This window comes from Methylophaga sp. UBA3192 (assembly GCA_002363955.1).
GTDB lineage: Bacteria > Pseudomonadota > Gammaproteobacteria > Nitrosococcales > Methylophagaceae > Methylophaga.
In genome coordinates, this window is sequence record DEXE01000006.1 from 728,921 (window position 1) to 749,218 (window position 20,298).

Genomic DNA, 20,298 nt, shown 5'->3' on the forward strand with positions numbered 1-20,298 from the left:
TGAACCGTTATATCAAAGAATCGAGCAGTTCTTGCGCTCGTTTTTTCTGTTCATCAGTGCCCTGCTCAAGGACTTCCTCAAGGATACCTCTTGCACCCTCAGGATCGCCCATATCCTTGTATGCCTCTGCCAGATCTAATTTAGTTTCGGCTTCATCTATTGAATCAAAGTCGCTGAGATCAAAGTCCAGCTCTTCATCGTCTAAACTGCTATCCAGATTCAAATAATCTTCGATAACATCATCAGTCTCTGTTGCAGGCTCATCTTCAATTTCAAAAGCAGATAAATCCAACTCGTCAGAATCAAGTGATATAACTTCCTCAGACTCATCTGAGGCAACTTGCTCTGCATCTTCTTCAGATTCATCAATAGCCAAATCCAGAATGTCGGGGGCAGATGAATCAGGCTGCAAGACATTATCCTGATCTAAATCTATTCGTAAATCGTTGTCATCTTCAGCAAACTGAACATCCGGCTCCTCGGTTTCAATTTCTCTATCTTTTTCTGCCACTTCATTGAGATCAAATGGCAACAAGTCTTCCTCATCACGCTGATACACTTCATCACCCTGTGAAGATGGAGCCGAATCGGTTGTATAATCATCCAGATTGAAGTCTATATGATCGGATTCTTCCGTCTCAGCAGAGGAATCCAGTGGTTGTGGTTGTTCGGTAGCGCTGTCTTCTTCAATATTGACTCTGGCTTCCTCTTGCACTGTACTTTCTTCAGCATGATGAGTTTCTTCATCCATTGCTTCTGATTGCTCAGCAAATAGTGGATTATGTGGCAGTAACTGATTGCCCCAGCTTCTGATCTCTGGCCACTGAGGATGGGTTTCATCAATCCCAGTGGTATTCAACAAGGCAATGAAATCTGCAGATTTTTGCTGTTTGTAGTACACAAACATCAATTTTGCAGCAATATCGTTATCGTCGGGAGCTTGATGATGAGCCTGTTCAAGTGCGGTCCCTGCCTGCACATAGTCCGCATAACCGACAAACATTTCTGCCTGTTCGACCAATTCTTCAACTGTTTTGGTTTTGCTTTCTGCCGAGGTGTTTATCTCATCTACTGATGGCGCGACAATATTGACAGTGCCCGCTTCGGGGTCTGCTTTGACAGGTTTATTTTTTTGGATTTTACTGACGGCATCATCCCAGCTGACTTCACGCTGGCTGCGACGTAAGATCATCCACAAAATTAACAGTAACAGTAATACCGCAAGCAAGGATTCAACCTTATGGGCTATGACAAAAGCCTGGACCCTTTGGTAAAGAGAATCCATCTGCTGCTGGTCAAGATCCAGCATCTGGGCAGCTTCATCAATGGCAACATCAACCTCTGCTGAGGCTGTTTCCAATTCTGTTGAATCAGCGGTACTTTCATCCAGCTGCGTATCCATTTGTTCCGCAGCATTATCTTCATCAGTTTCAGCTATAACGCCAAAAGAGTCTTCATTCAACTCTGGTAATGCTTCACCCTCACCTGAGATGCCTGAGACAGATTCGCCATTGTTAATCTCAACAGGTTGCCAATCATTATCGTCATCACTCTTAGGAGTGGCATCTTCGGATAAAGTATTCAGATTTGCGATATTGTCAGCTTCACTGCCTTCCAGAATGGCATTAGCTTCATCGACGAGCGTGGCTAAATCCATCTGCGATTCATCCTGCTCTAGCAAGCTCTGCAGTCTTGCCATATCTGCATCTTTCAGAGAAATAAGACGCCGCATGGTATCCAGCTGGCGTTCCATCGCATCCATACGATTTTTAAAATCAATATTTTCCTGAGATTGGGCCTCTATTGTTTCCTGGGCCAGAGTCAGTTGCTCACTTATTTTTTGTAAATCAGGGTCACCATTAATCTCTGGATCAGCATCAAGCAGGCTGTTTTCTGTAGCTGCAATTAATTTCAAACGGGCACTCTCTGCAGCGGCATCTTCCTCATCGGCTTGCAATGAAGCTGATTCGTCATCAGGATTCGCTACAGCATTATCATCAGCTTCCGCATCAATTTCCGGAGAAGCCTCCTCATTTACTGATATTGATGGTGCTACTTCATTTGCGGTTGGTACTGGCGTAACGGCCTGTGAACGGTTTCGCCATGTAGCATTTTGCTGATCAACCGTCTGTTTTGCTTCGCTGGCAGAAATGCGAGTAATTTCGTCTGTTGAAGGAATTCTAAGCGTACTGCCCGCATAGAGACTGTTAACATTATTTTGCTGAAATGCCCGGGGATTTGCGTTAAGCAGAGCTAACATCATCTGCTGCATTGTAATATTTGCTGAAGGCCTGGTTCTCTCTGCAATGCTCCACAAGGTGTCACGCGAGTGTACCTTATACTCAGACACGTTATCACGGCTTGCTGTCCATGCCGTTGGTTCCTGGCGTGACGCTACAGGTGTTGGTTGGCTTCGCTGGGAAATAGATGAACCTGATGGCGCACGACTTGCCTGATTACGATACAACTCTTTAGGCGGATCCAAAAGAACTGTGTATTCGCGTAGTAATTTTCCCTGGCCGGTCGTTGCTGCCAATAAAAAACCCAGAAACGGTTCTTTAATTGGCACATCAGAAGTGATCATTATTCGCGTCGAATTGGCCTCTTCAACCACTTCAAAATTCAGTTGTGTTAGCAGAAAACTTCTATCCAGCCCGGCTCGTTCAAAATCCTGAGTGGAAGCCAACCTGACTTGTAAGTTACCACGCTCATCCTCTCTGAGCGCATTGACAGATATTTCAGCTCTGAAAGGTTCATTCAGAGCTGAATGCAGGGTTATCTGTCCAAGTCCAAAAGCGTACCCGGTTAAGGGAGTTAATAAACCAAGTGCCGTAGCTACCGACAAACTGGCCAACGTTTTCTGTTTCATTTAACTCCCCTTCCTTGACAATTCAGCAATGCCTAGAGGTATTTATCGACCAGAAGTTCGGCGATTTGTACACTGTTCAGTGCAGCCCCTTTACGGACATTGTCTGAGACGACCCATAAATTCAAACCGTTTGGATGTGAAATATCTTCCCGGATACGCCCTACGTATACAGGATCCTGCCCCGAAGATTCTGTGACAGCGGTTGGATAACCACCATCTTTATGCTCGTCAACCACTACGATGCCTTCAAATGCTGAGAGCAATTCCTTGGCTTTTTCAGCCGTAATTTTATCTCTGGTTTCAATATGAATTGCTTCTGAGTGACCGAAAAACACTGGCACACGAACCGCGGTAGGATTCACCTGAATATCATTATCCCCCATGATTTTCCTGGTTTCCCACACCATTTTCATTTCTTCTTTGGTGTAGCCGTTATCCATGAAGACGTCAATTTGCGGAATCACATTAAAAGCGATTTGTTTAGGATAAACTTCAGCTTCAACAGGTCGACCATTTAACAACGCCGCTGTTTGCTTAGCCAATTCGTCCATAGCCGGTTTACCACTTCCGGATACTGCCTGATAAGTACAGACATTAATACGTTTGATGCCAACCGCATCATATATGGGTTTTAATGCCACCAGCATTTGAATAGTTGAGCAATTGGGATTGGCAATAATACCCTTCTTTTTGTACCCCACCACAGCCTCTGGATTCACTTCCGGCACAATCAAGGGTACATCATCGTCATATCGAAACTGTGAAGTATTATCAATAACGATACAGCCTGCGGCGGCCGCTTTGGGTGCATAAATTTCAGAAACACTGGCACCTGGCGAAAACAAACCGATCTGCACTTTGGAAAAATCAAACTGCGCCAGATCTTCAACTATTAACGATTTGTTACCAAACTGTACGGTTGAGCCAGCCGAGCGTTCGCTGGCCAAGGCATAAACTTTACCTACAGGAAACTTACGCTGATGCAGGATCTCAAGCATGGCTTCACCTACCGCACCAGTCGCCCCTACAACAGCAATATCAACTTGTTTAGTCACAATTCACCTAAATTCTTTTGTTACAGCGCTGCCACAACGGCATCGCCCATTTCAGCAGTGGTCACACGAGTCGTGCCCGCGGAAAAAATATCTGCTGTTCTCAAACCTTGATCCAGAACTTTACTGACCGCTTTTTCAATACGATCTGCAAAAGCCGGTTGATCAAGAGTGTAACGTAACATCATAGCAGCTGACAGAATGGTTGCCAGCGGATTAGCAATGTTTTGTCCAGCAATATCAGGCGCTGATCCGTGAATTGGTTCATACATGCCTTTACCGTTTTCATCCAGTGAAGCAGACGGCAACATGCCAATCGAGCCCGTCAGCATCGACGCGCAATCAGACAGAATATCGCCAAACATATTGGTGGTCACCATAACGTCAAACTGTTTCGGTGCACGTACCAGCTGCATTGCCGCATTATCAACATACATATGACTTAATTCGACATCAGCATAGTCTTTAGACAAGGTTGTCATGGTCTCACGCCATAATTCCGTGCATTCCAGTACATTGGCTTTATCTACCGAGCACACGCGGCTTTGGCGTTTGCGTGCAATATCAAATGCCACGCGACCGATACGATTAATTTCGCTTTCGCGATAAACCAGGGTGTTGTAGCCTTCTTTTTCACCATTTTCCAGGGTACGAATCCCTCTTGGCTGGCCGAAATAAATACCACCAGTCAACTCCCGCACAATCATTAAATCCAGACCAGCAACGACTTCGGGCTTCAAAGTGGAAGCATCAGCTAATTGTGGATATAACAGGGCCGGACGTAAATTGGCAAAAAGGTTTAATTGTGAACGAATACCCAATAAACCTTTTTCGGGACGTACACTGATATCCAATGATTCCCATTTATAACCGCCAACGGCGCCTAATAAGATGGCATCAGCATGTTTGGCCATCTGCAGGGTTTCATCTGGCAGTGGGCTGCCGGTTTCATCATAGGCGGCACCACCGATCAAACCATATTCCAGTTCAATATCTAAACCATCCTGCTTGAAAGCATTTAAAACTTTGACGGCTTCAGCAACGATTTCCGGGCCGATACCATCGCCGGCCAATACTGCAATTTTTTTTGTCATGAATGTTATTACTTTTAAAATTTATTATTAGGAAAATAACCACGGCGCCTGTTCACGGCGGCGTGCTTCGTAAGCTTTAATATCATCAGTATGTTTGAGAGTCAGACCGATATCATCCAGGCCTTCAAGCAAACAGTGTTTTTTAAAGCTATCAATTTCAAAATGAAATTTTTCACCATCAGGTAACAGAATAGTTTGCTCGGGTAAATCAACCGTCAACTTATAGCCCGGTGAAGCCTCAACCTGATGGAATAATTTATCAACCTGTTTTTCATCAAGTTTTATAGCGAGAATGCCATTTTTACTGCTGTTGCTGAAAAAGATATCAGCAAAACTCGGGGCGATAATCACCCGTATACCAAAATCTTCCAATGCCCAAACCGCGTGTTCACGGCTTGAACCACAACCAAAGTTTTCACGTGCCAGTAATATGGTACCGCCTTGATAACGTGGTTGATTCAATTCAAAATCCGGATTTAAGGGGCGATTACTGCAATCCTGTCCAGGTTCGCCATGGTCCAGATAACGCCATTCATCAAACAGATTAGGGCCAAAGCCACTGCGTTTAATCGATTTCAAAAACTGTTTGGGGATAATGGCATCTGTATCGACATTGGGCCGATCCAAAGGAATCACTAATCCGGTTTCCACGGAAATTTTTTGCATGTTCACCTCTTACTTTCTTATCGCAGTGCCTTTTGATGGTCAGGTCTTGCCTTGGCATCCGTTTTATTTTTCAAATTAAGGCTTTTCAATCTTCTATGACGCATGTGGCGATGTTATGGCACGTGATATATTTGGTCATTAAAACCTGCAAATAATACCATTGTTTGCATCGGTATATTTGGTTGATGACATTCTGTTTGAGACTTTTTATCGTTCACAACCGTCTCTGTTATGGGAGACAAAATGGCTCTATCGGACAGGTTGAATTTCACTTTCAATCACATCATGCTGTTGAATAAGATCATCAATAGATTGGGTGAAGTCCGCGTCAATTGAGCCTTTTAACACAACAATTTCGACACGACGGTTAGTCGCCCTGTTTTCAGCAGAATCATTGGGTGCCAATGGTCGGGTATCGGCGTAACCTTCCAGCACAAACCGTTCAGGCGGAATGGTATTGTACCTGAGCAACTCATGAACCACCGACGTTGCCCTGGACGTTGATAATTCCCAGTTGGAACGATATCGAGATGTGCTAATCGGAATATTGTCTGTATGCCCGGCCACAGCAATCAATCCATCCGTCTGGGTGAGTACTTCATTGATTTTTTTCAGTATTGGCACAAAGTCCTGATTCAATGTGGCATCACCGGAAGGGAATGAGCCTCGCTCACGTATACGAATGACAATGCGGTTCAGCTGATTTTCAACAACAATCAATCCACGTTCAATTTCAGATTCCAGCGCTTGTTTGAACTCCTCGACCTCTTCAGCCACCTGCTTTGCCTGAGCTTCTGCGACTGCCTCAGCATCCATTGTAACTTTTAATACATCGCGAGTTTCATCCGTGGTTTCCTGTCTGACGATATTCAATGGAGTGGGTTTCGGTTCACCCGGACTGAATTCCTGCGCGATGATGCTGGTACCTTTCGGTATCGCTTCGGCCACCACGTCACGTTGCACACCAAACGCTTTTTCCAATGACAACACCACCATTTTATATTTGATAGCATCAATTTCGGCAAAAGATAACAGCAAGACAAAGAAACACATTAATAACGACATTAAATCGGCAAATGTCGCCATATAGGCTGGCAATCCCCTTTTTTGCTGCTTTTTGAAACTTTGCGTTTCAGATTCGCTCATAATTTAAGTCGGCTTCAGGGAGTGATTTAGGCTTCAGCCGGAGCCGGAGCTTCAGCATCCCGCTTGGAGGCCGGAAGGTAATTTTTCAGTAACTCTTCCAGTACTTTCGGATTTTGTCCTTCCTGAATCCCCATCACACTTTCAATGATGATGCTTTTATTCATCAATTCTTCATTACTACGAAGCGCCAGTTTATCGGCCAGAGGTAATGCAAACATATTGGCAATCATGGCACCATAAAGCGTTGTCAGTAGCGCAATAGCCATCGCCGGCCCAATTGACTTTGGATCGGACATGTTTGACAGCATCTGTACCAGACCGACCAACGTACCTATCATGCCCATTGCCGGCGCAGCATCACCGATTTGCTGGAAAATCTGTTGACCAATACTGTGGCGATTCACCGTTTCATTCATTTCAGTATTCAGCGCTTTTCTGACCACAGCAGGTTCATGTCCATCGACCAGCATGCGGATACCCAATGCCAATGCAGGATTTTGTACCTCCTGTCTTTCCAGTGCCAGCAGGCCTTCTTTACGGGCGATACCTGCCAATTGCACAACACTGGTAATAATTTCAGTAGGGTCTTCAGATTTATGCAAAAACGCTTTGGTCGCTGTTTTCATTGAGCCGATAAACTGTTTAAGCGTAAAGCGCATCATAACCACAGCAAAAGTGCCGCCAATGACGATCATGAATGAAGGGGTATTGATAAATGTACTTGCCGCAGCACCGAGAGCAATGGTGGCGATAATCAGACTCCAGGCGATTAAAAAACCCAGTAAAGTAGCCAAATCCACGTGCTTTTCTCCCTGATTTAAGTCATGCCTGAAGTCATAGAATAAATTCGAGACTAATTGTACCGGATGATACTCAAAATCAACAGTATCAAGTATTCACAGCCCGTTGATGTTTTTTCCGGCGATAAATAATAATCGCTGGCAGCATTGCCATAATAAACATGAATAACAAGACAATTATCGGCCAGATGGTTGGTGTGTTCCATTTAGCTCTTAACTGGTCCCGTAATAGCGGATCGATCCGATGATACTTTAACGTATTATTGGCCATCAAATTGGGCTTAATATTTTTATTCCACGCATGAAAAAGGGTTAATTGTTTGGGATGAAAGCCCCAGACCCAAGGGGCATCATGCCGGACAATATTCACCATTTGGTCGATAATCGCCTGACGTTGCTCCCCATCAGGCATTATTCGCATCTGCTCAAATAACTTATCAAACTCCGGGTTTTGATAATTCGCACTATTTTCACCATTATGAATGGCTTTGGCATTTGGTCCATACAATAGAAACAGAAAATTTTCCGGGTCAGGATAATCCGCACTCCAGCCTATTTTAAATATCTGCGTTTGTCCCCTGCGCATCTTATCCTGAAAGCGATTGTAATCTGTTGATCTAATCACTAACTGAATATTGAGTTTTTGGAATTGTTTGCGCATCCAATCCAGTTGCGCCTTGGCATCGGGACCAACTGCAGCAACATCAAAATATAGCACTAAAGGCTGGCCTGTTTCAGCATCACGCCCTCTTGGATATCCGGCTTCGGCAAGCAGGCTTCTGGCATAATCAACCGATCTGGTTCGTACCGCATTATCCCGCCATTCGTATACGTAGGGATCCAAGCCTTCCCTGCCCTCACGATAACCAAAAATACCTGGTGGAATGGGTCCCTGAGCGGGGATCCCCCGTCCGTTGAAAAAGATAGAAACGAATTCCTCCTGATCAATAGCAATAGCAATTGCCTGTCGTAGTTTACGAGCTCTTTCACTATCACCGCCCACTACCGAATCAAGCATATTGAATCCAATATAATGGGTTGTAGTACCCACTGCAGACTGTAAATCTATGCCCTTTTTCATCATGTCATCGCTCAGTCCAAAGGACCCGCCTGAAGAAACCTGAATGGCCTGTTCAAAGCTATCCGAGGTTAAACCACTGACATCGTAATATCCCTGGATGAATTTTCCCCAGTACGAGGTGCTTTCTTTTTCCAGGGTATAAATAATCTTGTCAATAAACGGCATGGACAGGCCAGCATCGTCCAGCAAACCGGCCGCAGCATCACCGGGGTTCCCTTCTCTGGGATAAGTTTCACCATGAAAATTAGGGTTTTTAATCATCACCATGCGGCGGTTAGGATCATTTTCAATCATGTGATAAGCACCGGTGCCAACCGGATACCAATCCAAAGTAATATTCTTGTCTTGTAGAACTGTCTGCTGATAAAACACATCTGCTTCCCAGGGGATGGGGGCAAAAAATGGCATTGCCAGCCAATATTTCAGTTGTGGATACTGGCCATAAACCGTAATTTGGTAACGATAGTCGTCAATAGCCCGTACGCCACTAATCTGCAATGCTTGTAAATCAATGGGCTGATTTTTTTGATGCATTTTGCCAAGTTCTGCAGCAAAATCCCCCAGCCCTAAGATATGTTCACTCATTAAGCCCAAAATAGGTGAATGTACTTCAGGATGCGCCAGACGCTTTATTTGATAAACATAATCAGAAGCTTTCAATTCCCTCGTCGCTTGAATGGGAAAATCCATGATGGTGGTTATCTTACGGGCAGTTTGTTCATCCAAATCCCGGTAAAGCAATTGTCCAGATTTATCGCGAGCAAATGCCGGATGCGGCTGATAAGCGATTCCCGGGCGAATGGTGATGGTATAACGTGAAAAAGCGACATTTTCTGCAGTCTGTTGTGATGCCGGTATCAACTCACCATTTTTATCAAGCAGCTCAACTTCAGGCATCATCGCTGCAGTCAGAGGCTCTAACTGATATGGGCGCTTGAGGTAATGATACTGAAAAGGTGGCTCATAAATTTGTGCAGTAATCAGACTTTCGTTCGCTGCGTAGGAACGGGCAGGATCCAGATGCTTTGGACGCAGCATAAATGAACTGTAACTGACAGTTGCTTCACTTTCTGCAGCCGGGTATGGAGAGTTTATAGCTGATAGGTCACACCCTGACAGTAATGCAAATAACAGTGTGTAGAGCAATACAGTAAATCGGCTCATAACATTCCAGGTTGGATCCAGTTAAATAGCGAGTATAACGGGATTGTACGTTGCCTGCCTCTTCCAGTAGCAGCCAAAATCAGGTAAGTTTATCGGTTTTAAATTTCTGGAGTACTTCATGGGTTTTCTACAAGGTAAACGGGTATTGATTGTTGGCGTGGCCAGCTCGCGTTCTATCGCTGCCGGTATTGCGCATGCGATGGCTCGTGAAGGCGCAGAACTGGCTTTTACCTACCAAAATGACAAACTCAAATCACGTGTTGAAAAAATCGCTGAAGAATGTGGCTCCAATCCAGCATTAATTTTCCCTTGCGATGTCAGCAGCGATGAACAGATCAATGCTGTTTTCGATGATCTGGCCAAACAATGGGATGGTCTCGACACAATTGTTCACTCAGTGGCCTTTGCCCCACGCGAACAGTTACAGGGCAGTTTTGTTGACAGCGTGACTCGCGAAGGCTTTGCTGCTGCACACGACATCAGTGCTTATAGTTTTGCTGCATTGGCGAAAGCAGGCAAAAATATGATGGCCGGCCGAAATGGATCATTACTGACTTTAAGCTACCTGGGTGCCGAACGTGCCATTGATAATTACAACGTTATGGGCGTCGCCAAAGCAGCCTTGGAAGCGACTGTCAGATATATGGCTTACTCTTTAGGCCCTGATGGTATTCGAGTCAATGCTGTTTCCGCCGGGCCTATCAAAACTTTAGCTGCAGCGGGGATCGGCGATTTTGGCAAGATGCTGGCTTATGGCGAACGTAATGCACCGCTGCGTCGCAATGTGACCATTGAGGAAGTGGGTAATGTTGCCGCTTTCCTATGCTCAGACCTTGCATCCGGTGTGACTGGTGAAATTACCTACGTTGATGGTGGATACAACATCGTTGGCATTGGCGACAAGTAATCTAACCGATGTACATTTAGTTAATAAAAACAGGGCTTTAAGCCCTGTTTTTGTTTTAACCATTGCAAATTAAGGACAGCTCATGCCTCACTCACATGCCGTCATTTTATTAGCTCTAATCATCTTGAGTGCCATTAGTGGTGTTTTATTTGGCTGGTTTTTTGGTGAGTTGTCATTGCAAATCGGCTGGATGGGCGATTTATTCCTCAATGCACTTAAAATGATCATTATTCCTCTGATTGTGGCCTCGGTCATCAGCGGCATTGGGGCACTTGGAGATGTCAGAAAGCTGGGCCGTTTAGGTGGTTCAACCATTTTTTATTATGGTCTTACAACGGCTGTTGCTGTCTTTATTGGCTTGGTAGTGGTCAATATCATCCAACCTGGTGCTGGAATAGAGCTTGGCAATGCCACAGTTCCAGAGCGTATTCTTGAAAAACAGGGGACCGGCATATCCGATATTTTCATGTCACTGATTTCACCCAATCTGTTTGCCTCAGCTACCGAAATGCAATTATTACCAATCATTGTTTTTGCCATATTGTTTGCCATGGCACTAACGACTATTGGCAACCGCTCTAAACCGGTATTTGCGGTTTTTGATGGCATTAATGAAGCTATGATGAAACTGGTGATATGGATCATGTATTTTGCTCCCATCGGGATTTTTGCGTTGATTGCTGCGCGCATCGGTCTGGCGGGTGGTGGTGAAGAACTTTACAAAGAAATTCAAGCCGTAGGCTGGCATGTCGTCACCGTATTGACTGGCTTATTTATTCATTTTTGTTTTCTATTCTTACTACTTCAACTTATTGCCGGTAAAGGCTTTAGCTATTTGATTGGCATGAGCCGAGCCTTATTTACCGGTTTTGGTACGGCAAGCTCAACCGCTACCCTGCCATTAACAATGGAGAATGCTCGCGAAAATAAAGTCAGCGATAAGGCCATCAAGTTTGTATTACCACTTGGCAGCACAGTAAATATGGACGGCACAGCACTCTATGAGGCAGCAGCCGTATTATTTATTGCACAAGCCTATGGAATTGATTTAACCATGACCCAGCAGGTGATTGTGTTTATCACTGCAACGCTGGCTGCAATCGGGGCAGCGGGGATACCGGAAGCGGGTCTGGTGACGATGGTAATCGTACTCAGTGCCGTAGGCTTGCCTCTGGACGGTATTGCATTGTTACTGGCAGTAGACTGGTTTCTGGATCGTTTTCGTACCGTCGTCAATATATGGGGTGACAGTGTCGGCGCCAAAGTCATTGATACACTGGTCATAAAAAAGGCGCTATAAGCGCCTTTTTTTACTCATTCCAGAAGTAATAACTATTCTTCATCGGCAGAGGTTACACGCGATTCGTAAATCTTAATTTTCGCCTCACTGCGTAATGCGCTGAGAAAAGCGGCCATTTCTGCACTGCCATTCAGGCGTGTTAAGTTTGAAACCAAACCATCACGGACTTCAGGCTCGATATCGTCAATTGCCCCCTGTTGCACATCACTTACTGCGACCACAACGTAATTACCATTATCTGCTGTAAAGCCCGCATATTGCGTTGACTCCGCGTTAGGTAACGTAAATGCCTGATTGAGGATTTGGGCACTGATGTTCTGACTATCACGACTATAAAATGCGGCCGGCTGCCAGTTATCAACAAATACCTCGTTTGCCGGGGCCCCTGATTTTAATTCCTGTAATCTGGCTTCGCCCTGAATATATGCCAAATCACTGGCACGTTGATAACGAATTTGCTCGGTAATTGCGGGAGAGACAGAATCAAATGGCAGTAACGTCGCATCCACATAGCTGTTCTTACGGATCACAACCAGTCGGGTGTCAGATAATTCAATAACCTGACTGTTCAAATCTTCATTCAGTACATCATCAGAAAATGCGGCTTTTATAACTGCCTGATTTTCAGCAATACCACTCCCACCAGAGCGCGTAAATGAACCAGAGGTATTAATCTCCAATGCTAAAGCTTCTGCAGCAACATCCAGGGTCTCAGGATTTTCATAAGTAAGATTGGCCAGTTCTTCAGCTTTATCATAAAACTGACGCTCAGCCTGCTGACGTCTGTATTGCAAGGCTACTTCATTTTTAACATCAGCAAAATCAACATTGCTGGATTGATCAATATCAGTCAATTTAATGATGTGATAACCGAACTCTGTTTTAATCGGCTCGGAGATATCTCCTACATTTTCTAAAGCAAATACCGCTTCTTCGAACGTCGCTTCCATCACATCACGTTGAATGGTTCCCAGATCACCACCAGAAGATGCTGAACCGACATCTACAGAATAAGCTTCTGCGAGTTCTTCAAAGCTCTGCCCCTCTTCAAACTTGGTTTGAATTTCAGCGAGGATTTGCTCTGCTTGTTCATTATCCTCAATCAGAATATGACTTGCGCGACGCTGTTCCGGGCCGACAAACTGGGTTTTATTATCAATAAAATATTGCTGTAGTTGTTCATCGTTAACGTCAATCTGTGACGAAACCGTATCAAGTGACAATTCAAGATAATCAACCGAGATCTGTTCCGGAGTGGTATAGCTTGATTGATTGGCGTTATAAAAATCACGCACATCACTTTCATCAACTTCTACTTCGCTCAGGAAGTCTTCAAGTTTTATCACACCATAAGCGATTTCACGCTGCTGGTTTTCAAGTTTCAACAGTCTTTCAACTTCAACTTGAGACACTACAGTACTGCCTTCAATATTCTGGACAAGTTGCTGCCCCAGAAGGTCATTTCGCAAAGATGCTTCGTAGGATGCCGGACTGAATCCAGCACGAGCCAACACCATTTGATACTGCTCGGTATCAAATCTTCCATCGCGTTGAAAAGCCGGGGTCTGCTGAATAAACTGGGCAATTTGACGGTCACTTATTCGTTGCCCCAGCTTATCAGAGGCTGAACGAATCAAGCGTTGCTCAATAAGATCATCTATGACTGCATAGCGTATTTCAGCACCATCAAACATATCGGGATTAAATTCATCTCCCATCATTTGCCGCATTTGTTCACGATAACGCTGAACTGCCTGTAATAATTCAGAGCGGGTGATTTCCTCACCATTTACCTTCGCTACTACCGTATCACTTGGTCCGGTGACATAAGAATTCACCCCCCAAAGTGCAAAGGGAATGCTGATTAAACCAACAATAAACCAAGCAATCCAACCTTGGGCGCGATCACGTATGAAATGCAACATAGCAGTGAACCTTCTTCACGAGTGTGGGTTAATTTAAGCAAAAAAAAAGGCGCATAGAATGCGCCCTTCTTTTGTATTGGCGGAGCGGACGGGACTCGAACCCGCGACCTCCGGCGTGACAGGCCAGCATTCTAACCAGCTGAACTACCGCTCCTGATATTCCTGGTGGGTGCTGAGGGGTTCGAACCCCCGACCCTCGCCTTGTAAGGGCGATGCTCTCCCAGCTGAGCTAAGCACCCCAGAAAAAAGAAGCTAGTTTACAGCATCCTTAAGCGCTTTGCCAGCTTTAAATGCAGGAATTTTAGCAGCTGCAATTTTGATTTCTTCGCCGGTGCGTGGGTTACGGCCAGTACGAGCAGCACGCTCACGAACAGAAAAAGTACCAAAGCCTACCAAAGTAACTTGATCGCCTTTGCTTAACGCTTTTGTGACTGCAGAAGTCACGCCATCAACAGCCAGAGCCGCTTTTGCTTTTGAAATGTCTGCGGCCGCAGCAACTGCATCGATTAATTCAGATTTATTCACAGCTTAATTCCTCGTGTCGTTTATATATTATGTGTTCAAGTCCCAAAGGACACACAACACCTCGGCGCGTCTCATTGGTTGTGTGTATCTAACTACAGCAAAAACAGTGTGTCAAGACAGTAAAACATTAGCATCATTCGCCATGGACGATTTTTTGTGAACCACCTCTAAACTCATGCTAAATCAGTACTTAAGCCTTTACTCATATAGTCTATGCTTATTTTAAGCACCAACCGATTGGGCCAAAGCAACATATTGCTCAACAGACAAGGTTTCCGGACGTTGTTTGGGATCGATACCCTGCCTCTCCAACTCAGAGAGGGAAACACTATTTTTCAAAGTGTTAGCGATGGTTTTTCGACGTTGACGAAATGCCTGAGTGACTAAAGTACCTAAGGTTTTGATGCAGACATCGCCCCCAACAAATTGCTTCCTTGGTTGTAAATAAATGATTGCTGAGTCCACTTTAGGTGGAGGGTCAAAGGCAGTAGGTGGCACAATAAATAATTGTTCAGCCATGCACTGATATTGAATCATTATGCTGAGACGACCATAGCTTTTATTACCTGGTGCGGCACAAATGCGCTCTACAACCTCTTTTTGCAGCATAAAGCACATGTCTTCAATCAATGTTGCCTGATCAAGTAAATGGAACAATAGAGGGGTGGTGATGTTATAAGGTAGGTTGCCAATCACTCGCAATTTTTCATCGTTCTGTTGCAACTGTTTAAAATCAAATTCCAATGCATCAGCCTGATGAATATACAGATTCGTTGACTCACTGAACTGATTTTTAAGTATTGGCACCAAATCACGATCCAGTTCGATCACATCCAATCTTGCAGAATCGGCCAGTAAAGCTGCGGTTAACGCGCCACGTCCCGGCCCTATTTCGACTAAGTGCTGATCTTTTTGCGGGGATATCGCGGCGATAATATCGGTTATTACCGCTTCATCATGCAGGAAGTTCTGACCAAAACGTTTACGGGCTTTTGGATAAGATCGTTGCTCACTCATGGGATATTTTTATTTTGCGACATTGTTTCAGCCATATAGATTGCTGCCTGCAGACTTGTCGCACTGGCTTTTCCTGTGCCGGCAAGATCCAGAGCTGTACCGTGATCAACCGAGGTACGAATAAATGGAAGACCCAGTGTGATATTAACGGCATCACCAAAGCCTTGATGTTTTAAAACAGGTAATCCCTGGTCGTGATACATAGCCAGCACGGCGTCATAGTCTGCCAGCCTGGACTTCACGAAAATCGTATCGGCGGGCCAGGGACCGGTAATATCATATCCTTTTGCCTGCATGTAGTTTATGGCCGGCTCAATAACAGTTTGCTCCTCAGTCCCCAAATGGCCGCCTTCACCTGCATGCGGATTTAAACCACAAACCGCTATACGCGGCCGTTTTAATCCAAAACTGTGCTGCAAACTGTCAACCAGAATATGCATAATTTGTTGCAGGCTTTCCTGAGTAATGGCATCACTCACTTCACGTAGAGGTAAATGGGTGGTTGCCAAGGCGACACGAAGCTCAGGCGTTGCCAGCATCATAACGACTTTATTGACACCAGCACCATCGGCAAAAAACTCGGTATGCCCACTGAAAGGTATGTGCGCGTCATTGATCACACCTTTATGAACTGGTGCCGTTACAACCGCATCAAATGTATTATCAAGACAACCATCCAACGCAATTTGTAATGATTTTACAACGTAGACAGCATTAGCCGTATTCAACTCTCCAGCAACGACTTTTCCGGTTACTTCACAAGGAAGATAGACAATATTGCCTGCAATACCGGCCTCAGGTGTTTGACTAGCGTCAAATTCAATTAATTTTATCGGCAGGCCTAACGTATCGGCACGCTGCTGCAAAACAACGGGATCGGCGATAACGACTATTTCACTCTGCTGAGCAGTCTGAGCCAACTGAATACAGAGATCTGGTCCTATACCAGCAGGTTCCCCCGCTGTCAGCGCTATCCGGCGAATGTCACTCAAAGGTCACGGTACTCAATATAAGCCTCATCACGCATGGCTCTTAACCAGCTTTCCATTTCTTCTTCAATTTTACGTTGCTTGAGTTGTTCCCGGGCTTTATTCCGATTGAATTCATCAGCCATATTCTGTTCACGACGTTCTTCCACCTGAATCAGATGCCAGCCAAAACGGCTTTGGAAAACGTCGCTTATTTCCCCCTCAGCCAATGAGTTCATCACTTCCTCAAATTCCGGCACCATCACGCCAGGACTGGTCCACCCCAGACTTCCGCCGTCTATTGCAGAGCCGGTATCCTCAGAATGCGCTCTGGCCAACTCAGCAAAACTTTCACCATTCTGGATTCGCTCACGCAATTGCTGAAGTCTGTTTTCCGCCGCTTCATCGGTTACCAGCTCATTGGTTTTAATTAAAATGTGACGTGCCTTGGTCTGTTTGACCAAGTGTGTTTCCTCACTGCGTTTTTCAGCAAGTTTAACCAGATGAAAACCACTGCCACTGCGTATAACATCACTTACTTCACCAACAGCCAGGTTTGGTACGACACCGGCAAATAAGGTAGGCAGTTCTGCTTGTTTGCGCCAACCCAGCTCACCACCTTCCAAGGCATTTTGACCATCAGAATAACCAGCTGCAACCTCCGAGAAATCTCCCCCCTGATCCAGCAAATCCTGAATTTCAGCTAATTTCTGCTCTGCAGCCTGAACCTGTTCCGGTGCAGGCGCATCGGGTAAAGCGACTAAAATATGCAGCAAACGAAAAGCCTGCTCGGAATCACCCTGCAGGTTCTGCGTTGCCAGAAAATTATCTACTTCACGTTCAGAAACCACAATCGAATCCTCAATCTCGCTTTTACGCAGGCGGTTTATCACCATCTCTTCACGAATAGTTTCGCGAAATTCAGCAAAATCATATCCGTCGCTCTCCAGAGCATCACGAAATTGCCGCAATGTAAGATTATTATTTTCAGCGATTTGTCTGATAGCCGCATTCAATGCATCATCAGCCACCCGAATCCCACCCATTTCAGCTCGCTGAATTTGCAATTTCTGCATGATTATTCTTTCAAGCACCTGACGACGGAGAATGTCCGAGGATGGAATAGTGGCATTACGTTGGCGAAGTTGTTGACGGACGGTCTGTTCCATTTCAACCAGTTCACTGTCTAATACGACTTCGTTATTGACGACAGCAACAATGCGATCCAACGGTGCTGCTAAAACGCTGTTAGCAAGCAATAAGCCGACAAGCAGATATTTAATCATGAACTATTCAAACTCCGTAAATTGATGGTCGGTATTATAGCGGTTCAAATGGCCTCAAGCCTAAAGAACCTTCGTTGCAGATTTCTGGATTAAAGACAAAACATTCCGTTAGAAAGTTGAATATAGTGGACGAAAATTATTCATACCCGCGAATACTGTCTTCAAGAAGACCATCTGACTTCTTACCAAAGCGCCCCAAACCTTTTAGCTCGATTTCGAAGAAGATAGCTTTAGTACGGTTTTCATTACCAAACTCATCATTATCGATACCAATAAAATTAGTGTCTTTAACATAATCTCTGTAAACAATGCGGGTAGCCCAACAGCAGCTATGATATTCAACTCCAGCTAATGTTTCGAGTGTGAGACTGTCTCTTAATGATCGATAATAACGTCCAATAACACTCCATTGGTCATTAATCGGCACACTGCCGGATACATCAATCTGATCTAGCGGAAACTGGTTATCTCCATCATCGCGACGATAACGATGAGCAATATTAAATACGCCACCATCCTCATTACGATAACGTAATTGCAACGATGACATACTTGACTGTGTAGTATCCGGATCCCATTGAATTTGACCCGCCAAAGCCCACTCTTCACTAATGCTTGCTATTGCCTCGGCAATGTAATCAGAATCAGACGAAGTCTCTCGCACATCTGGCCTTAAATTGACTCGGCGATCAGAAAAATACTGAATTTGCCCCAGAGTCACACTTAACTTCTCACGACCGGTTTCTTCATCAATAAAACGACTGGTCAAGCCAACTGTTACCTGGTTGGCATCTCCGATTCTGTCAGGTCCAGTAAAGCGTTCATGACTAAACATACTCCCCATACCAAAAGTACGAAGATTAGTATCGAACAATGGAATATCATCCTGATCACGGTATGGAATGTAAAGATAAAAGGCTCTTGGCTCTAGTGTCTGGATCATTTTGTTACCGGCAAAATTCAGCGGTCTTTCGAAAACCAAACCACTGTCCAGGCTTACTACCGGCAAAGTGCGGTTAATACTGCTTTCTTCAAATTGAGATTGCCCACTTAAATTATCAAGAGAATAGTAACTTTGTTTTAACGCCACCCTTGGTGTGACAAAAAAACCAGCTGTGCCCATTGGCAAACTAACTCCGGGCTCAATATTTAAGCGTTGTCCTTTAACCAACTCGTCATGATCAAAAGCTGTAAATTCGGAATTAAACTCATAGCTAAGACCATATGCCTGATCAGGTAACAGACCTCGAAGTGTTAATTGTGGTAAACGTTGATAAGGTTCTTCAACTTCTCGCAACAGCGTTTGATAGCCTTGAACCCTGGCACCAAAATTCCAAATATCACCGTAATAATTCACATTGAGTAAGCGATTTAAATGCGTGGTGCTGCTTAAGCTGAGATTGTTGCTGAAATCTTCCAGATAATCCCTGTCAGAAACATAGTTATAATCGACCTGAGTGCGCCAGCGATTTGCATAGCGACCATCCTGCTGAAATGAGAAATGTTTTCTGTTTTGGTTATAGTTGGGATTAATTTCATCCCCATTTTGTCGCAAGCTGTCACTGCCCAGAAAGCCAGCATCAATTATCCCTTCCGACTGCGAAGTCAAATAACGATATTCCCCGATGAGCATCAAACCTCGATCAGACATATAACGTGGTGTCAGGGTCGCATCCATATCCGGTGCAATGTTCCAGTAATAAGGAGTACTGACATCAAAACCGGTTTCATTGGAATTCCCAATTGAGGGAATTAAAAAACCAGATTTACGTTCATCACTTAATGGAAAGCTGATATAGGGTGTATAAAAAACCGGGACATCCATCATGCGAAGCACAACATCATAAGCCCGGCCCACGCCCTCTTCATGATCCAGATCGACCTCTCCGGCTTTTAATTTCCAGAAATCGTCATTTTCCATACAAGTTGTATAGGTGGCGTTTTTTAACTGCGTTGATTGCACACCCTGCCGGTTCACATGGCTCGCTTCACCGCGTGCATTCATCTGTTTCATTTGATATTTAGCATCAATCAGCGTGCCACGATCTTCATCAAGATTCCATTCCGCCTGATCACCGAATATCGACATCTGGCTATCACGCAACCGCACATCACCCTGAGCAGTGACCTTACCTGTGGTTTGGTTATAAGTTGCACGATTGGCATTGAGTTGTTGCCCACCGCGACGAACATCTACTTTGCCGGTAAATACCGAAGTACCCAAATCAACCAGCTGAGCAGTGTCAGCTTGAACATCAACGTCACTTTCTGCAGTGAGCGCATCTTCGGGGAGAAAAAAATCAGCAGCCGGTCGGGGACAATGACTAGGTACATGGTATGGCTCTGCGGAAACAAGAGGAGCAAAACAGGAAACAAAACCTGCAGATAACATTATCAGTTTGCGCATCAACATCCCCGATCAGCCTTGATGGTCGAAAAATCGGCCATCTCCATTCAATAAACAACTGCCAATTTATCGCACAGAAATGTGCTTTCAT

15 protein-coding genes and 2 tRNA genes are annotated in these 20,298 nt (G+C 44.8%); 2 read left to right on the forward strand and 15 right to left on the reverse strand.

Going from position 1 to position 20,298, the window contains the following annotated elements:
* Positions 1-7 precede the first annotated feature (7 nt).
* The 7 genes from B2337_RS10515 to B2337_RS10545 form a co-directional block, all read right to left on the reverse strand.
* Positions 8-2,869 carry a FimV/HubP family polar landmark protein gene (locus B2337_RS10515; protein ID WP_292415279.1) on the reverse strand — a complete coding sequence of 954 codons (2,862 nt, stop codon included), beginning with the start codon at positions 2,867-2,869 and terminating at the stop codon, positions 8-10.
* 32 nt (positions 2,870-2,901) lie between these two features.
* Positions 2,902-3,924, reverse strand: coding sequence for an aspartate-semialdehyde dehydrogenase (locus tag B2337_RS10520; protein WP_292359036.1), 1,023 nt, complete (start codon positions 3,922-3,924; stop codon positions 2,902-2,904).
* Positions 3,925-3,944: 20 nt separating this feature from the next.
* Positions 3,945-5,015: a 3-isopropylmalate dehydrogenase gene (gene leuB / locus B2337_RS10525; protein WP_292415281.1), complete on the reverse strand. Its 1,071-nt coding sequence runs from the start codon at positions 5,013-5,015 to the stop codon at positions 3,945-3,947.
* Between the two features lie 27 nt (positions 5,016-5,042).
* Entirely contained in the window at positions 5,043-5,681 is a 639-nt protein-coding gene (gene leuD / locus B2337_RS10530) for a 3-isopropylmalate dehydratase small subunit (protein ID WP_292359032.1), read from the reverse strand.
* A gap of 249 nt (positions 5,682-5,930) precedes the next feature.
* Positions 5,931-6,827 (reverse strand): flagellar motor protein MotB, encoded by an 897-nt coding sequence (locus B2337_RS10535; RefSeq protein ID WP_292415282.1) that lies wholly within the window; start codon positions 6,825-6,827, stop codon positions 5,931-5,933.
* Between the two features lie 26 nt (positions 6,828-6,853).
* On the reverse strand, positions 6,854-7,627 hold the full coding sequence (pomA, locus tag B2337_RS10540; protein ID WP_292359029.1) for a flagellar motor protein PomA: 774 nt from the start codon (positions 7,625-7,627) through the stop codon (positions 6,854-6,856).
* An 88-nt stretch (positions 7,628-7,715) separates the two neighbouring features.
* Positions 7,716-9,872, reverse strand: a complete 2,157-nt coding sequence (locus tag B2337_RS10545; protein WP_292415283.1) for an ABC transporter substrate-binding protein — start codon at positions 9,870-9,872, stop codon at positions 7,716-7,718.
* A gap of 118 nt (positions 9,873-9,990) precedes the next feature.
* On the opposite strand from B2337_RS10545, the gene B2337_RS10550 reads away from it, so the two are divergent.
* The gene (locus tag B2337_RS10550; protein WP_292359025.1) at positions 9,991-10,779 is read left to right on the forward strand and encodes an enoyl-ACP reductase FabI; all 789 of its coding nucleotides are present in this window, start codon (positions 9,991-9,993) and stop codon (positions 10,777-10,779) included.
* An 82-nt stretch (positions 10,780-10,861) separates the two neighbouring features.
* Complete coding sequence (locus tag B2337_RS10555; RefSeq protein ID WP_292359023.1) at positions 10,862-12,079, forward strand: dicarboxylate/amino acid:cation symporter; 1,218 nt, start codon at positions 10,862-10,864, stop codon at positions 12,077-12,079.
* Positions 12,080-12,111: 32 nt separating this feature from the next.
* On the opposite strand, the gene B2337_RS10560 is transcribed toward B2337_RS10555, so the two are convergent.
* The 8 genes from B2337_RS10560 to B2337_RS10595 form a co-directional block, all read right to left on the reverse strand.
* Positions 12,112-14,004 (reverse strand): SurA N-terminal domain-containing protein, encoded by a 1,893-nt coding sequence (locus tag B2337_RS10560; protein WP_292415284.1) that lies wholly within the window; start codon positions 14,002-14,004, stop codon positions 12,112-12,114.
* 77 nt (positions 14,005-14,081) lie between these two features.
* A tRNA-Asp gene (locus B2337_RS10565) sits at positions 14,082-14,158 on the reverse strand.
* A gap of 9 nt (positions 14,159-14,167) precedes the next feature.
* Positions 14,168-14,243: transfer RNA gene (locus B2337_RS10570), tRNA-Val, on the reverse strand.
* 13 nt (positions 14,244-14,256) lie between these two features.
* Entirely contained in the window at positions 14,257-14,529 is a 273-nt protein-coding gene (locus B2337_RS10575) for an HU family DNA-binding protein (RefSeq protein WP_014707392.1), read from the reverse strand.
* Positions 14,530-14,751: 222 nt separating this feature from the next.
* Positions 14,752-15,546 (reverse strand): 16S rRNA (adenine(1518)-N(6)/adenine(1519)-N(6))-dimethyltransferase RsmA, encoded by a 795-nt coding sequence (rsmA, locus tag B2337_RS10580; RefSeq protein ID WP_292415285.1) that lies wholly within the window; start codon positions 15,544-15,546, stop codon positions 14,752-14,754.
* Positions 15,543-16,538 (reverse strand): 4-hydroxythreonine-4-phosphate dehydrogenase PdxA, encoded by a 996-nt coding sequence (gene pdxA / locus B2337_RS10585; RefSeq protein ID WP_292359017.1) that lies wholly within the window; start codon positions 16,536-16,538, stop codon positions 15,543-15,545. Before pdxA ends, rsmA begins: the two co-directional genes overlap by 4 nt.
* A complete protein-coding gene (locus B2337_RS10590) occupies positions 16,535-17,800 on the reverse strand; it encodes a peptidylprolyl isomerase (RefSeq protein WP_292359015.1) in 1,266 nt (421 codons plus the stop codon). Before B2337_RS10590 ends, pdxA begins: the two co-directional genes overlap by 4 nt.
* 136 nt (positions 17,801-17,936) lie before the next feature.
* Positions 17,937-20,207, reverse strand: a complete 2,271-nt coding sequence (locus B2337_RS10595) for an LPS-assembly protein LptD (protein WP_292359013.1) — start codon at positions 20,205-20,207, stop codon at positions 17,937-17,939.
* Positions 20,208-20,298 lie beyond the last annotated feature (91 nt).

Coding starts and splice junctions, on each gene's coding strand:
- B2337_RS10595 (WP_292359013.1), bottom strand. CDS start 20,207: ATGCGCAAACTGATAATGTTATCTGCAGGTTTTGTTTCCTGTTTTGCT.
- B2337_RS10545 (WP_292415283.1), bottom strand. CDS start 9,872: ATGAGCCGATTTACTGTATTGCTCTACACACTGTTATTTGCATTACTG.
- B2337_RS10590 (WP_292359015.1), bottom strand. CDS start 17,800: ATGATTAAATATCTGCTTGTCGGCTTATTGCTTGCTAACAGCGTTTTA.
- B2337_RS10560 (WP_292415284.1), bottom strand. CDS start 14,004: ATGTTGCATTTCATACGTGATCGCGCCCAAGGTTGGATTGCTTGGTTT.
- leuB (WP_292415281.1), bottom strand. CDS start 5,015: ATGACAAAAAAAATTGCAGTATTGGCCGGCGATGGTATCGGCCCGGAA.
- B2337_RS10555 (WP_292359023.1), top strand. CDS start 10,862: ATGCCTCACTCACATGCCGTCATTTTATTAGCTCTAATCATCTTGAGT.
- rsmA (WP_292415285.1), bottom strand. CDS start 15,546: ATGAGTGAGCAACGATCTTATCCAAAAGCCCGTAAACGTTTTGGTCAG.
- leuD (WP_292359032.1), bottom strand. CDS start 5,681: ATGCAAAAAATTTCCGTGGAAACCGGATTAGTGATTCCTTTGGATCGG.
- B2337_RS10515 (WP_292415279.1), bottom strand. CDS start 2,869: ATGAAACAGAAAACGTTGGCCAGTTTGTCGGTAGCTACGGCACTTGGT.
- B2337_RS10550 (WP_292359025.1), top strand. CDS start 9,991: ATGGGTTTTCTACAAGGTAAACGGGTATTGATTGTTGGCGTGGCCAGC.
- B2337_RS10535 (WP_292415282.1), bottom strand. CDS start 6,827: ATGAGCGAATCTGAAACGCAAAGTTTCAAAAAGCAGCAAAAAAGGGGA.